The 14,408-nt window shown below is 65.2% G+C and carries 13 protein-coding genes; 6 read left to right on the forward strand and 7 right to left on the reverse strand.

Annotated features, from left to right (window positions below; genetic code table 11):
- Window positions 1-16: 16 nt before the first annotated feature.
- The 3 genes from RR42_RS04175 to RR42_RS04185 are packed head-to-tail and all read right to left on the reverse strand — an operon-like array spanning window position 17 to window position 2,546.
- Window positions 17-400, reverse strand: a complete 384-nt coding sequence (locus RR42_RS04175; protein ID WP_236701974.1) for a GtrA family protein — start codon at window positions 398-400, stop codon at window positions 17-19.
- On the reverse strand, window positions 397-1,131 hold the full coding sequence (locus RR42_RS04180; protein WP_043344396.1) for a class I SAM-dependent methyltransferase: 735 nt from the start codon (window positions 1,129-1,131) through the stop codon (window positions 397-399). Before RR42_RS04180 ends, RR42_RS04175 begins: the two co-directional genes overlap by 4 nt.
- Window positions 1,132-1,169: 38 nt before the next feature.
- Window positions 1,170-2,546 (reverse strand): sigma-54 dependent transcriptional regulator, encoded by a 1,377-nt coding sequence (locus RR42_RS04185; protein WP_043344397.1) that lies wholly within the window; start codon window positions 2,544-2,546, stop codon window positions 1,170-1,172.
- 1,431 nt (window positions 2,547-3,977) lie between these two features.
- On the opposite strand from RR42_RS04185, the gene RR42_RS04190 reads away from it, so the two are divergent.
- The 4 genes from RR42_RS04190 (at window position 3,978) to RR42_RS04200 (ending at window position 8,263) form a co-directional block, all read left to right on the forward strand.
- On the forward strand, window positions 3,978-4,937 hold the full coding sequence (locus RR42_RS04190; protein WP_043344399.1) for a phosphatase PAP2 family protein: 960 nt from the start codon (window positions 3,978-3,980) through the stop codon (window positions 4,935-4,937).
- A gap of 136 nt (window positions 4,938-5,073) precedes the next feature.
- The gene (locus tag RR42_RS39455; RefSeq protein ID WP_144409737.1) at window positions 5,074-5,451 is read left to right on the forward strand and encodes a hypothetical protein; all 378 of its coding nucleotides are present in this window, start codon (window positions 5,074-5,076) and stop codon (window positions 5,449-5,451) included.
- Window positions 5,452-5,937: 486 nt separating this feature from the next.
- Window positions 5,938-7,035, forward strand: coding sequence for a YjgN family protein (locus RR42_RS04195; protein ID WP_043344402.1), 1,098 nt, complete (start codon window positions 5,938-5,940; stop codon window positions 7,033-7,035).
- A gap of 58 nt (window positions 7,036-7,093) precedes the next feature.
- Entirely contained in the window at window positions 7,094-8,263 is a 1,170-nt protein-coding gene (locus tag RR42_RS04200; protein WP_052494442.1) for a M48 family metallopeptidase, read from the forward strand.
- A 3-nt stretch (window positions 8,264-8,266) separates the two neighbouring features.
- Here the strand turns inward: RR42_RS04200 and RR42_RS04205 are convergent, their stop codons facing one another.
- A complete protein-coding gene (locus RR42_RS04205; RefSeq protein WP_236701975.1) occupies window positions 8,267-9,313 on the reverse strand; it encodes a LysR substrate-binding domain-containing protein in 1,047 nt (348 codons plus the stop codon).
- A 77-nt stretch (window positions 9,314-9,390) separates the two neighbouring features.
- On the opposite strand from RR42_RS04205, the gene RR42_RS04210 reads away from it, so the two are divergent.
- Window positions 9,391-10,680: an MFS transporter gene (locus RR42_RS04210; protein WP_043344404.1), complete on the forward strand. Its 1,290-nt coding sequence runs from the start codon at window positions 9,391-9,393 to the stop codon at window positions 10,678-10,680.
- On the opposite strand, the gene RR42_RS04215 is transcribed toward RR42_RS04210, so the two are convergent.
- The 3 genes from RR42_RS04215 to RR42_RS04225 are packed head-to-tail and all read right to left on the reverse strand — an operon-like array spanning window position 10,670 to window position 12,676.
- On the reverse strand, window positions 10,670-11,173 hold the full coding sequence (locus RR42_RS04215; RefSeq protein WP_043344406.1) for a TPM domain-containing protein: 504 nt from the start codon (window positions 11,171-11,173) through the stop codon (window positions 10,670-10,672). The genes RR42_RS04210 and RR42_RS04215 overlap by 11 nt on opposite strands.
- 6 nt (window positions 11,174-11,179) lie before the next feature.
- A complete protein-coding gene (locus RR42_RS04220) occupies window positions 11,180-12,040 on the reverse strand; it encodes a TPM domain-containing protein (RefSeq protein ID WP_043344408.1) in 861 nt (286 codons plus the stop codon).
- Between the two features lie 15 nt (window positions 12,041-12,055).
- Window positions 12,056-12,676, reverse strand: coding sequence for a LemA family protein (locus RR42_RS04225; RefSeq protein WP_043344411.1), 621 nt, complete (start codon window positions 12,674-12,676; stop codon window positions 12,056-12,058).
- Window positions 12,677-13,102: 426 nt separating this feature from the next.
- Here RR42_RS04225 and dapA point away from each other — a divergent pair, with 426 nt between their 5' ends.
- Complete coding sequence (gene dapA, locus RR42_RS04230; protein WP_043344413.1) at window positions 13,103-14,011, forward strand: 4-hydroxy-tetrahydrodipicolinate synthase; 909 nt, start codon at window positions 13,103-13,105, stop codon at window positions 14,009-14,011.
- The last annotated feature ends 397 nt before the right edge of the window (window positions 14,012-14,408 follow it).

Genomic DNA, 14,408 nt, shown 5'->3' on the forward strand with positions numbered 1-14,408 from the left:
TGTTGCTGGGGGCAGTTTATCGGTAGGTCCAGAGCTTATGCATCAGGAAGCTGAAAGGCGTCACCACCATGACGATCACCAGCAAACCGATCCAGTAGCTGCCCCCCGTTGCCTGGACGGCCCAGGAGATGAGCACCGTGAGGATCAGCGCGAGCGCGGATACAACAAGAAAGCGCGCGAGATTCTTGCGGTGCAGCCGGCTCGAGAAGCTCCACAGTGTATTGAGCAGGTAGGAGCAACCCGTTGCCATGATGAAGGCAACACCGTTGGCCAGCATGGGTGACGCCGAGCCCCAGGCGATGAGTGTCGAGGCCGTTGTCACATGCAGCAGGGTCGCTGCGGCACCTGACAAGGCGAAGCGCATAAGCCGGGTACCGGCGAGATCGATCCGTGCGCTCACGGCAGCCGGGCAACAGCCAGCAGGGAGATGCCGAAGGGCAAGGGTGACATCGAGAGCCAGTGCCGTTCCGCGGAGAATATCCGGTGCAGCAGGGCATTGAGCGGTGCTGCGGGCACCGCGCTGCCCGTCGAGGCAAGGCTGCCGCTGAGCCGGTCCTTGAGCCGCGCGGCAATGGCAAACGGGCACAGCAGGGCGTTGAAGTGCGATATCCGCTCGAGCTCCAGGCCCGCCGCGCTGACGGTTGCGCGCAAAGCCTGCCGGCTGTAACGCCGCTGGTGGTGCAGGAATTCGTCGTGCCGGCTCCAGAGCCACTGATAGGCTGGCACGGTGATCAGCACCGCGCCGCCTGGCTTCAGAATGCGTCGTGCGCTCACAAGCGAGGCGGTATCCTCGGCGATATGCTCAAGGCAATCCAGAAAGCAGATGAGGTCGAAGCCCGGCGCGGAAAATGGGACATCGTCGGGCCACCTGCCGCCGCGGATGTCGAATTGGCCTGCCGTCTTCTGTTCGGCGATTTGCCGTGCGGTGGCATCCATTTCGACGGCGCTCACCTTGCCAAAGCGGGATAGCATGGCGAGATTGCCGCCCGTGCCGGCCCCCACTTCGAGGATGGACGCGTCGGCCGGCAAGCGCAGGCGCTTGATCATGTCTGCGACGATATCCCGGCGGCCGCGGAACCACCAGTGAGCGGCTTCGGTTTGCGCCATTTCAAGATAGGCATCGGGCGACATGGCTTTGCTCCTGTACTAACGCGCTTTCTGGCATTGGACTAGCCTTGCAGGCAAACCATGCCTAACCCGCCTTTTCTCACCTGAAGCCTGTGCTCGCGCATCATCCGGAAGAGTGTGACTCGCGAGATCCCCAACTCCGCGGCCACGTCGATAAGCCGCTCGTGGTGCCGTTGCAAGGCCTCCTTGACGGCATTCAGCTCCGCCGCCTCGCGCACTTCCGCCAGTGTCTGGGGGCGGATCTCGGGAGGTGGTTGCAGGTCCAGGTCGCACGGCGTGATGACGCCGTTCTCGCACATGGCTGCCGCATGCCGGGTACGGTTGATCAGTTCGCGCACGTTGCCGGGCCAGTCATGCGCGCTGAGGGCGCGTAGCGCTGCTGGCGAGAAGCCCTTGATATGATCCGGTGAATGCGAGCGGATATTGTTCAGGATATGCTCGGCCAGCAGCGTGATATCGCCTTCCCGTTCGCGCAACGGCGGCTGCTTGACGCGCAGCACGCACAGGCGGTGATAGAGGTCGCCGCGGAAGCGTTCTGCCGCAACTGCTGCGTCGAGATCGACGTGCGTGGCAGACACAATGCGCGCATCGACCGTGATCGACTCGGTGCTGCCCAGCCTTTCTATGCGGCCGGTTTCCAGAAAGCGCAGCAGGCTGGCCTGGCTTTCGAGAGGCATATCTCCGATCTCGTCGAGGAAGAGGGTGCCCCCGTGTGCCATCTCGATGCGCCCGGGCTTGCGCTTGAGCGCGCCGGTGAAGGCGCCGCGCTCGTAGCCGAACAGTTCCGACATGAGCAGGGTGGGGGGAATTGCCGCGCAGTTGACCGCCACGAAGGGCTGCCCGGCACGCCGGGAAGCGCGGTGGATCGCCTGGGCGGCTAGCTCCTTGCCCGTGCCCGATTCGCCGGCGATGAGCACCGGCGTATCCCACCTGGAGACTTTCTCTATGCCGCGAAACAGGCTTTGCATGGCAGCGCAATTGCCGATCATGCCGTCGAGGCCGCTCGCCGGGGTCGGAGGATGCGAGGCCTCCAGGCGCAACTGCACCATGCCGACCGCGTGGCCCAGGGAATGGGCCAGCGCCGACATATCGCAAGGATCTCTGTAGTAGTCGACGAAGTGCAGCCCGAGCAAACGGCGCGCTGAATCCGAGAGCGCTTCCTTGCTCGTGACAGTGGCGACCCAACTCATATTCGGCTGAGCGAGCCAAGGCTCGAACGACTCGAGTTCGGCGTCACTGAATCCACTGTGTATATCGAGGAGCCCGCTGATGGGCTGTGTGTCCTGGGCGAGTGCATCGAGCTCTCGCTGGCTTGACGCGAAGATCAGCTTCCAGCCTTGTTGCGCCAGGAACCTGCAACGCATGGCGTCGTGATGCTGCGACAGATACAGCAGCGGACGATTGACGTACGCGGTCATATAACCCTCCCCCGATCTCTTCTTCTTGTTGCGAGCTAGTGTCCGTTCCGGACTTGTTCTAGTTCGCGGTCTTCTTGAAGGGCGATGCTTGATCCAGCGCATCGCGGCTTCGGGGATGGAGGGTCTTCAGTTTGCCAGTTGCATGGCGCTCGGGTCCGGGCCACATCGGGCCCGGCTCGATCACCGCACCTGGCTAAGCACGAATGCCAGCTTGTCACGAACGAGGGTGAAAATTGAACGTCGGCATGATGCCGACAAGCTCCCCGGACCCGACTCGCATGGTGAACCTCCCGTCCCCACTGACTTCAGGAACCCTGCCAACGGGCAAAGCCCGCCGGAGCACCCGCACGCGGCACGTCATGGACTGTGCATCGCGCCTTGCGCAGGTGCCGCGGGTCGATCCTGACCATTTACGGATCGACCCGCGCCTGAAATGACTGCAACCATCTATCATCGGGCAGGCACGTTTTTGCATGCCTGTCCTGCCTGGGCCGTGTAGTTATCTGGCGCGGCCCTGCGCCTGAGCCCCTCCCCTGGTCCCGCCTGGGCTTGCGGGTACTTTATAACCTTGTCGCCGGACTTGGCGCTCGCGAGGCGGCGCCGGTTGTTGTGGTCTGGCTTGCGGCTTTAGTCCGATCACATGTTCTGCGAAGCATAAATGCGACGAACGTGCCAACGCTGCTAAGTCATTGATTTCACTAACAGGGCCGGTTGTGAGTTCGCTACTTGCCAACGCAAGTGTGTAACAGAATGTTTCTTCCGTGTTACTGCGCATCGTCCTGCGAATCTTGGGATTCGGAATGCCCCCGACCGTGAAATGCGAAGTTCTAGCACCTTGTGTTTGTTGAATGGAACGGCTGCTTCGCATTTCCAAGCCCGTGCTTCCATCCCGGGTGCGGGTTTTCCCATTGCCGGCATGTGGCCTGCGGTAGGGATCTCTCCCGGCACCAGCGGGTCGAATGGTTGCATTTCTGAAAATGCGTATCTCCGGCGGTACTCGGTGCGAGGGTTGGAAAGAACTATCAGTCGCACGTACCGATGAGAACGAAAGTACGAGAGATTCTTGCTAACTGCAAAAGTCGTAGTCCGAAGGATGGACGATATAGCGCGCAGCGTACTTTTCACAAGCCAGAACGCGGCCCGGACTCATCTGTATGGATGAGTTGCGCATGCCTTACATAGATCGCCGGTTTCACGCGGATTGGTTGCATTTGTGAAAACGGGTCCGCAGCGGCAAAGGCATGGCGCCTCGGCGGAATTGCCCCAGGCAACCGGCGGCTCGGGGAGCGATACCTGGGCGCCTAGTACTTTGGTAGTCCCACGTAGAGTCGATGCCGGACGCAGCCCGACTAAGCTATCTTGCATGCAGTACCTCGCCTGAGACGAGCGAGCGGGGCGCGCAGCTGGATGAGTCCGGGGAGGGGCTGCAAAATGAAAACAGGCGATAGGGTCTTCACGCGGGGGGATGCGATCAGATGGATGATCGCGCTCGGGTTTCTGGTTCTGGATTCGATCTGGCTCGCGGCAAGCGGGCGTTCCGTGGCCCATGCCAGCCTCGTTGCCATCGGCAGGGCCGTGGCGATGCTTGCCGGCATTGCGCTGATTCTCAGCTTGATCGCAGGCATGCCGCGGGTGACAGCCACATCGCGCGGACTGCACTATCGGCGGCTGGCGCTAGTGGCGCAATGTGGCGCTCTGCTGGTAGCCTTCACCAATATCATGAGCGTGATGTCTTATTTGATGATCACGCTGGCCCCGCCTCTGATGGATGCCAGGCTGGCCGAGTTGGACAAGCTGTTGGGTTTTGACTGGCCGCAGGTCTACAACTGGGTCAGGGCGCGGCCCGCCGTGACTCTCATTCTGCAGTTGGCTTACGCCAGCGGCCTGGCTCAGCTGCTCCTGGTTCCCATGCTGACCGGTCTGGCGGGGCGGGCTGAACACTTGCGTGAGTTCATGTCCAACATGATTCTCTCGTGCACGCTGCTGTTGCTGATTGCCGCCCCTTGGCCAGCCGCCGGGGCTTATGTCTCGTTCGGCGTGGCAAGCGCCGCCGAGATGGCCAGCGTTTCACACTTCAACGTATTACGTGCCGGAGCGATGCAGGTATTCGATCTCGCGCACGTACAGGGGCTGGTGTCCATTCCGTCCTATCACACCGCCATGGCGCTGATCTTTGTGCAAACGATGCGCTGGACCCGCACCGGGTTCGTGGTCGCATGCCTGCTGAACCTGGCGATGATCCTGTCGACGCCGACGGAGGGGGGGCATTACCTGGTGGATGTCGTGGGTGGCGTGGGTTTGTGGGCCCTGACGGCAGGCTTGCTGCGTGTATGCAGAGCGGCCAGACCTCCAGTGCTCGGCCAACACGTCGCCCAGCCGCAGCCTCTCTGAACCTCCGAAGCCGCGAGATAGTGCGGCGGGCCGGTTCCACCGTCCCGCTGGAACCGAGCCCGCGCCTGAAAGTACTGCAAAGCAGATAGAAATCGCCGCACCGGCAGCGTTGCTGCTACCGTGTGCGGCGTGGGCCATGGATTCTGAAAACGGCGCTGGCCCGGCGCTTAACCTCCCCGCGAAGCAAGCTCTGTCACGGCCACTGCTCCACTCCCCGTTCAAGTCTGATTATCGTGATGCCGCGGCTGGCGGTTTTGCACCGCCTTGTCGCCGGCATCCCTGGCGTACCGTATTTGCTGACATCGGCAATCTTTTCGGTCGCTCTGCTCTTTGTAACGAAGACAAGAGCGACGAACGTGCCATGGTTTGTAAACTGCTGATTTTGTTAAGAATGCATTTTGCGAACTTGTTACATTCTGCGTTTCTTGTAACAAAGTGTTTCCTTGTCGTTACTGCCTTCGGGGCTGTTGTGTGCGCCGCAGCATGGCCGGCATGGCGAAAAGCGATGCTCTGACTTCTCTCAGATCACCAAAAGTGGCGAAAGAGATGGGTGAGGCTTCCTTTACTACATCGCCCGGGAACCATCCAAAGGGTATTCGTGAGAACGTATTCGGGTGGTGGAGCAGTCGCCGCACGACCGTGCGAATGGTTGCAGCGTTGATACAACCCCGCGCAAATTGACTGTGCACAATAATGCCCACCGACTGCCGGAGGGAAGGGCCAGCGGCATACCACACGTGCCGAAACAGTGCGCCAGCGACAAAAGATGTAGCCTGATAGGGTGACGAGTGTTAACTGAGTCACATTGGCCCGGGCTTTTCCTCGCCTTGTTGGATGAGGAGGGAACTTCCTGTCACGGCTGGCGAATACGATCGATTTGGTTGCATTCCTGATACATTGCTGGCCGGCATGCCGGGATAAGGGATATCGTCGCGCGGCGTGCGGGCACTGCGGTTTGCCGGCGCACCGCCAAATTGCACAATTCACGGGAGAAAGCAGGATGCAGCTAGACAACAATGCGTTCCACGCGGCGGCATATGAGCAGCCGGCCGCCACGGTGCGTCCTCTGCGGTTCGAGTTCATCGGCTCGGGATCGGAGTTTTTCCGCATCTGGATCGTCAATACCTTGCTGACCATTGTCACGCTGGGCATCTATTCGGCCTGGGCCAAGGTCCGCACGATGCAGTACTTCTACCGCAACACGCGGCTGGACGGCGCGAGCTTCGACTACCACGGCCGTGCTTCGGCCATCCTCAAGGGCCGCGCCATCGTGTTTGGCCTGGCGATGGTGTTCCAGCTTGCCAGCCATATTTCGCTGTTCGTGGCCTTGGCGCTGGGCCTGGCTCTGGCGGTGGTGTTTCCGCTGTTGCTGGTGCGGTCCTTGCGTTTTCGCATGGCGAACTCCAGCTACCGCGGCCTGCGCTTCGCCTTTACCGGGAGCGATGCCCAGGCCTACAAGGTGTTCCTGCTCTGGCCAGTGCTCACGGCGCTCAGCCTCTATGCACTGGCGCCGCTGGCGCACCAGCGCTTCAAGCAATACCAGCATGACAACACCCGCTTCGGCACCGCGCCCTTCGGCATCAGCGCGAGCGCGGGCGGCTTCTATGGCGTCTACCTGCGCGCATTCGGCATGATGGTGGCGGTCGTGGTGGGGATGAGCGTGGCCGGCGGCATGCTGGGCAGGGGCATCGGCGCCGGGATTGGCGCTGGCATGGGGGCGGGCATGGGCGCGCCGGCGGTGGCGGGGATCATGGCCGTCATTGGCTTTTTCGTGGCGATGATGGCGGTCGGCCCCTTCTTCATGGCGCGGCTGCAGAACCTGGTGTGGAATCACACCACGTTGGCGCCGCACGCGTTTCGCAGCGAGGTCAAGGCGGGTCGCCTGTTGTTTATCTTCGCCACCAACATGATCGCCAATGCACTGACGCTGGGCCTGTTCCTGCCGTTCGCGCGCGTGCGCTCGATGCGCTACCGTATCGAGAGCATGACCATGCTCGCGGCGGGTCCGCTGGACGCCTTCGTGGCTGGCGAGACGCAGCATGTGGGTGCGCTGGGCGACGCCGCGGTGGACTGGTACGACATCGACATCGCGCTGTGACCGCAGTCATCGTAGTCATCGCCGCGCAAGCCTCGTTCACTTCGATACCAAGGCCCTGATGCAGGATATCCCCGACGCCACGGCCACCGCCCCGGTAGCCGCCACTTACTTCGATGGCCGCTCGTCGCGTGCCCATCGGGTGATGCTCTCCATCGAAGGGCGCGATGCGGTGTTGCGCGATGCACTTGGCACGGTGCTGCGCCGTGCGCCGCTGGCTGCGCTGCGTGTCTCCGAACGGGTCAAACGCGCGCCGCGCCTGGTCACGTTTGCCGATGGCGCCTTCTGCGAGGTCACCGACCACGCCGGTTTTGCCGCCTTGCTGGGCGCCAGTGGCTACCGCGAGGGCTGGGTGGTGCGTGCGCAGAACAGCTGGCGGCTGGCGCTGCTGTCCGTGCTGGGCCTGGCCGCGGCGCTGCTGCTGGGATATTTCTACGTCTTGCCCTGGGGCGCCGGCATGGTGGCGCGCAGCGTGCCGCCGACGCTGGAAGCCCGCCTCGGCGAGGCCACGCTTACCAGCATCGATCATGGCCTGCTCATGCCCTCGGCTCTGCCGCAGGCGCAGCAGCAACGGATTCGCGCCGACTTCGCCGCGCTGGTGCGCCCGGCCGATCCTGGCCACGAGTACGAGATCCTGTTCCGCCACGGTGGCAAGCTCGGGCCCAATGCACTGGCCCTGCCGGGCGGCACCATCGTGGTGACCGATGAACTCGTCAAGCTGACCGGCGTGGGCCCGGGCCTCATGGGCGTGCTCGCCCACGAGGCCGGGCACGTGGCCGAGCGCCATGGCCTGCAGCAGATCCTCCAGGCCTCGGCGGTGGGCGCGCTGGCGGCCTATTTCTTTGGTGACTATTCCACCGTGCTGGCGGGCGTGCCCGCCGCGATCCTGACCCTGCGCTACTCGCGCGACCATGAGCGCGCGGCGGATGCGTATGCGGTGGAGGTCATGCAGCGCAACCACTTGCCGGTGTCGGCGTTTGCCGACGTCCTGCAGGCGCTGGAGGACGCCCACGCCCGGCAGGCGGAAGCCCAGGCGGCCAAGGCCGATGGCGGGAGCGAGGCCAGCACGCCAGCCGCCTCCGGCGAGCGCGAAACCAAGCGGGAGCGCCGCAGCCGGCGTGCCGCGGAGGATGGCGGCAACAACGGGGATGGCGACGATGGCGACAGCTTTTTCTCCACGCATCCGCTCACGCGCGAGCGCATCGAAGCGCTGCGGGCTGCCGGACGCTAGGTCTCAGGCGCCCGGCTGTGTATCTGGTGCAGGTGCATCAAGCGGCGCGCGCGGGGCGGCGGCCGCCACCTGGCTTTGCAGCCAGCTATGGAACCGCAGGATGACCTTCTCGCGTGGATTGCCTTCGCGCCAGGTCACCCAGTAGTGCAGGCTGGACGGGATGCGGGTGGTGCCGATCTGCACCAGCTCGCCGCTGGCAAGGTAGTCGCTGGCGAGTTGCAGGCGCGCGGTGGCCACGCCAAGTCCCGCCACCGCCGATTGCAGCATCATGCCGGCGTCCTGGAAGATCGGCCCGCGCTCGGGTTCCGTGCCAGGCAGGCCGGCGCTTTCCAGCCAGTCGCGCCACGGCCGCAGCGCGAAGCGCAGCATTGGCAGCCGCGGCAGGTCGGCCAGCGTGAAGCCGGGGTAGCGCGCGAGCAGTGCCGGGCTGGCCACCGCGATGACATGGTCTTCGATCAGGTTGTGGCAGGCAAAGCCGGGCAGGTCCACGCGCTGGTGCCAGATCCCCACGTCCACCGAGTACGGATCGGGCGGCGTGATCTCGGCGTGCAGCCGCAGATGCAAGTCCAGCCCCGGCAGGGCAGCGTGCAGGCTCGGCAGGCGGCGGATCAGCCAAGCGTTGGCCAGGTCGGCCATGACGCTGACTTCCAGCCGCACCACCTGCGGCGCGCCACCGTTGCTGGCCTCGCGCAGGCCGTCTTCCAGTTCCGCCAGCCCGTCGCGAATCCGCTCGGCCAGCCGCGCGCCCACATTGGTTGGCATCATCAGGTGGCCGGTGCGCTGGAACAGCTTGGTGCCCAGCTTGTCCTCCAGCGCGCGCAGATGGTGGCTGATGGCGCTGTGAGTCAGCGCCAGTTCCTCCGCCGCGCGCGAGAAGCTGCGGTGGCGGGCAGCGGCCTCGAGTGCGCGCAGTGCCTGCAGCGCGGGCAACTGGGGCGCGCGCTGCAAGCGCAGCGGCTCGGGGGGCGGGGCGGGTTCAGCCGGGCGGGATGGCAAGCTGGCCTGGCCGGGCAGGCCAGGCTTGATGGGTTTGGGGTGTCGGGAGGTCATTGCCGTCAAATTCTACTCACAATTGCGGCGGGTATCTTTCGTTGGTGTTGCAGGCGGCGACTGACGACAATGCAGGCATGAATTCTGCCAATGTATCCACCCCTGCCGCCGCGGCGCCGTCTCCTGCTTCCCGGGCCGGCGATCCTGCGCTGGCTGCTGCCCGCTGGCGCGTGCTTTGCATCTTTTCGCTGGGTTTCCTGGTGTCCTATATCTTCCGCGGCGTCAACTTGGGCTTCGCGCCGCATTTGATCCGCGAGATGGGGCTGGGCGCCGCCGACCTGGGGCTGCTGACCAGCTTTTACTTCCTGGGGTTTGCCTGCGCCCAGTTGCCGGCCGGGCTGATGCTGGATCGCTTTGGCCCGCGCCGCACCGAGGCGGCATTGCTGCTGGTGGCGGTGGCTGGCGCGCTGGTATTCGCCTCGGCGACCAGCATGGCCGCGCTGGCGGCAGGGCGCCTGATGATCGGCGTGGGCGTGTCGGTTTGCCTGGGGGCTGCCATCCAGGCCCTGTCGATCTGGTTCCCCCTGTCGCGCATGCCCTTGCTCAATGGGGTGGTGATGGCGATCGGCGGGCTGGGCGCCGTCATGGTGGGCGCGCCGCTGGGCTGGCTGCTGTCATGGACCGACTGGCGCACCGTCAGCTATGGGCTGGCCGGCTTGACGCTGGCCATGGCGGCGCTGCTGTGGCTTGGCGCCCCCGAGACCAGCCGCGCTGGCAAGCAGCGCCTTGCCGAACAGCTGCGCGGCACCTGGCAAGTCTTTCGCAATGCGCGCTTTTTGCACGTGGTGCCGCTGGCCCTGCTCAATCAAGGTGTGTTCCTGGCGGTGCAGACGCTGTGGGTCGGCGCCTTCCTGCGGGACGTGGCCGGCTATGCGCCGGAGCAGGGCGCGCGCCTGGTGTCGGTGATCGGCTTTGCCATGATGGGCGGCTGCGTGTGCGCTGGCTGGGCCGCGCGCCATCTGGAGCGTGCTGGTGTGAGCCTGTACACCTTCGCCGGCGTCGGCATGAGCGGGTTCATCGTGATCCAGTGCCTGATCATGGCGGGTGTGCCGCTGCCGCCAGCGCTGCTGTGGGCGGCCTATGGCGTGTTCGGCTCCAGCGGCATCCTGGCCTATGCCGTGCTGGCACGCAGCTTCCCCGATGCGCTGATCGGACGTGCCACCACGGCGCTGACCTTGACGGTGTTCCTGTCCACCTTTGCCTGCCAGGTCGGCATCGGGCTGGTGCTGGACCTCTGGCCCGCCGATGCTGGCCGCTACCCGAAGGCGGCGCACCTGACCGTGTGGGGCGGGCTGGTGGCGCTGCAGGTGCTGGCCGCGCTGTGGTACATGCTGGGGGCGCGTCGCGCAAGCAGCGCTACAGCATGACCGGGCGGTCGTCGAGCTCGTTCGGATTGGGCCGGTCGCCCGAGGGGAAATGCTGCGCCAGTTGATGGTGGATCTTTTCCACTGCCGCCAGCACGGGCTTGACCGATAGCTCCCGGGCCAGCCCGCTAGCGAGTTCGCTACAGATGGCGCGCCAGGTTTCCGGGGCCACGCGGGCATCGATGCCACGGTCGGCCAGCAGCTCCACCGCGTGATCCGCCAGGTTGATATAAAGCAGCACCCCGGTGTGGCCTTCGGTGTTCCACACCTCCAGCGCGCCGAACAGGGCGCGGGCACGGGCGCGCGGGCTGGTGCCGGAGAAGGCCAGCGCCAAGGGCAGGCTGGATTCGATCACGACCCGGACTTCGCCGTGATGCCGCTGCTCGCCGGCGCGCACCGCCTGCTGCAGTTGCTGCTGGGCGTCGGCGGGGAAGAGTTTGCTGGCGGCGCCGGGGCGCGTGCCGAGATGGCGCAGGGCGCGCTTGAAGTGTGGCATGTGTCGTTACCAGTTGCCGGAGGCGCCGCCTCCGTCGAAGCCACCGCCGCCACCACCACCGAAGCCGCCGCCCCCACCGCCACCGCCTCCTCCGAAGCCACCGCCGCCGCCACGTCCCCAGCCGCCACCCCCGAGACCGCCAAGGGTGCCGCCCAGTCCGCCGGCAGCCGCGTCCCAGCCGCGCCCGCCCGTCACGATCCGCGAGCCGCCCGAGCGGCGGGCCGCGGAGATGAAGAAGAACAGGATGATGGCGAGCGGGAACAGCACCGGCAGCCAGTCGGTCCACGCGCCGCTCTGGGCGGCCTTGGCGCCGGCCTGCGGGCCGGGCAGGGCTTCCTTGTCGATGGTGGCCTGGATCGCCGAGACGCCGGCCGCGATGCCGCCATAGAAATCATTCTGGCGGAAGTGCGGCGCCATCACGTCCTGCAGGATGCGCTTGGACATGGCGTCGGTCAGCGAGCCTTGCACGCCGCGCCCCACTTCCAGGCGCATCTTGCGCAGGCCGGGCGGGTTGTCCTTGGCGATCAGCAGGATCACGCCGTCGTCGATGCCCTTGCGCCCGGCGCGCCAGGCGTCGGCCACGCGGATGCTGTAGGCATCGATGGGCTCGGGATCGGTGGTGGGTACCATCAGCACGAAGATCTGGCTGCCGCGCTGCTGCTCGTACTCTGCCAGTACGTTTTCCAGCGCGCTGCGCTGGCTGGCGCTGAGCGTGCCGGTGAGGTCGGTGACCCGCTGCGCGAGCGGCGGCACCGCGACAAAGCCGTCGCCGGCGGCCATGGCCGGGAACGCCAGCAGCGCGCCCAGCCATAGCAGCAGCGCCAGCATGGCGGCTGTCCAGCCACTGCGCTCAGAGGGATTGCGCATAGGTATGGTCCGGGCTCAGAACTTCACCGTGGGCGGTGCGGAGATGGCCTTCTCGTTTTCCACCGTGAACGACGGCTTGACCGGGTACTTGAAGATCATGGCGGTCAGGTTGGTGGGGAAACTGCGCGCCAGGATGTTGTAGTCGCGCACCGCCGTGATATAGCGCTGGCGTGCCACCGTGATGCGGTTCTCAGTGCCCTCGAGCTGCGATTGCAGGTCGCGGAACGAGGCATCGGCCTTGAGCTGCGGATAGTTTTCCGACACCGCCAGCAGGCGCGACAGCGCGCCGCTCAGCTCGCCCTGGGCCTGCTGGAAGCGCTTGAAGGCTTCGGGGTCGTTGAGGGTTTCGGGCGAGACCTGGATGCTGGTGGCCGCGGCGCGGGCCTTGGTCACGGCTTCCAGTGTCTCGCGCTCATGCGTGGCATAGCCCTTGACGGTATTGACCAGGTTGGGGATCAGGTCGGCGCGGCGCTGGTACTGGTTGATCACCTCGCCCCAGGCCGCCTTGACGGCCTCGTCCTTGGACTGGAAGTCGTTGTACCCGCAGGCGGACAGCAGGCTAGCGCACAGGGCCAGCATGAGCCAGCGCAGTACAGAGCGCCCGCGGGACGGTGACAGGGAAGGGGATGCGCGCATCGAGGACTCCGGAATTCGTGGAGTCCCCAGTGTAGCGCAGGGGCCGGGCGGCGCAAGCGTATCGGCCCGGGTGCAGTTGACGGCAGGCCGGCGGTCCCGGTAGATTGTCGTTTCCGCCGTGGTTGCCACGGTGTGCTCCCATTCAGCCCCAACCTGCCATGCGCGCTGTTCCGTCGATTTCCGCACTTGTTTGCCCTGCCTCGCAGCGGCAGGTGCCGGCGCGCGCCAAAGCCAAAAAACAGCCGCTCATCTGACCGGGGGCGCTGCTTTCCGTCAGATGAGCGACGGAAGCGGCACCTGCGTGCCAGCGTACAGGGGCGAGGCCAGGTTTCAAGGTTCAGGCTTTCCCACTCCCGCACGCGGGCTCATCTGCCACCCGGCGCGCTTCTGCACGGTTTTTTTGACCGGTCGTACAGGAGTGATTCGATGCAAGCAGTAGATCAAGTACAACAAGCCTTTTCAGGAATCTGGCTGCCGCTGGTGACGCCATTTGCCGACGGCTCGGTCGATTTCCCCGCGCTGGCCCGCCTGGTGGCGCACTACGCCGGCAGCGGCATCGCCGGGATCGTGGTGTGCGGCAGCACCGGTGAGGCGGCCGCGCTCGATGAGGCCGAGCAACTGGCCGTGCTGGATACCGTGCTGGCCAGCGCCGGCAGCTTGCCGGTAATGATGGGCGTGGCGGGCAGCCAGGTGAAGCAGGTGCAGGCGCGCGTGCGCCGGCTGGCCGGGCTGCCGCTGGCCGGGTTGCTGGCGCCCGCGCCTTATTACGTCCGTCCGTCGCAGGCCGGCCTGCTGGATTATTTCCGCACGCTGGCCGATAGCGCCGCCGCGCCGCTGGTGCTGTACGACATTCCCTACCGGACTGGCGTGAAGCTGGAGACGGAAACCATCCTGGCGCTGGCCGCGCATCCGAATATCCGTGCCATCAAGGATTGCGGCGGTGACTACCACGGCACGCAGGCCGTCATTGCCGACGCTCGCCTGAGCGTGCTGGCGGGGGAGGATCACCAGTTGCTGGGCACGCTGTGCCTGGGCGGCGCCGGCGCGATCATCGCTTCCGCCCATCTGTATCCGGCACTGTTCGTGGCGCTCGCGCAGGCGGTGGCGGGGCAGCGGCTCGAGCATGCGCGCCGGCTTTTCCATGCCGTGATGCCGGTGATCAAGCTGCTGTTCGCGGAGCCCAATCCGGGGCCGCTCAAGGCCATGCTGGCGCGCGAGGGATGGACGCGCAACGAGTTGCGCGCGCCGATGAAGTCTGCTGGCGCGGCCCTGGAGGCGGCCTTGGCGCAGGCCTGCGAGCGGCTTGGGGCGGTTGTTCCTGAATTGCTTGGCTGACTGACCTAGCGGGCGTTCGAGCTTTTGAGGTTTCGGCGTTAGGGGTGACTGCTTAACGTCAACTTCAACTACAACTTCAACTTCAACTACAACTTCAACTTCAACTTCAGTTTCACCACCCCTGCGGGGCGGCGACCTACTTTCTTGTCTTGCCAAAAAAGTAGGCAAAAAAGGCGCGCCGGATGGGGCGACACCCCCTCGGGATTTCACGAAAAGAGCGGCCGGGACCCAAACTCGCATCGCCTTAAGGCGATACTCAGACATGGGTCCCTCTTTTCCGCTCTTTTCGTGAAATCCCGAGGCGCCCCATACGGCCTTGGCACACCTTCACGGCTCGCTTCGCATTGCGCATGGGTGTTTCCCGCCCCCAGGCGGGAAACACGGCCGACCCAGTGGG

Origin of the sequence: Cupriavidus basilensis (assembly GCF_000832305.1) — a bacterium.
Lineage (GTDB): Bacteria > Pseudomonadota > Gammaproteobacteria > Burkholderiales > Burkholderiaceae > Cupriavidus > Cupriavidus basilensis_F.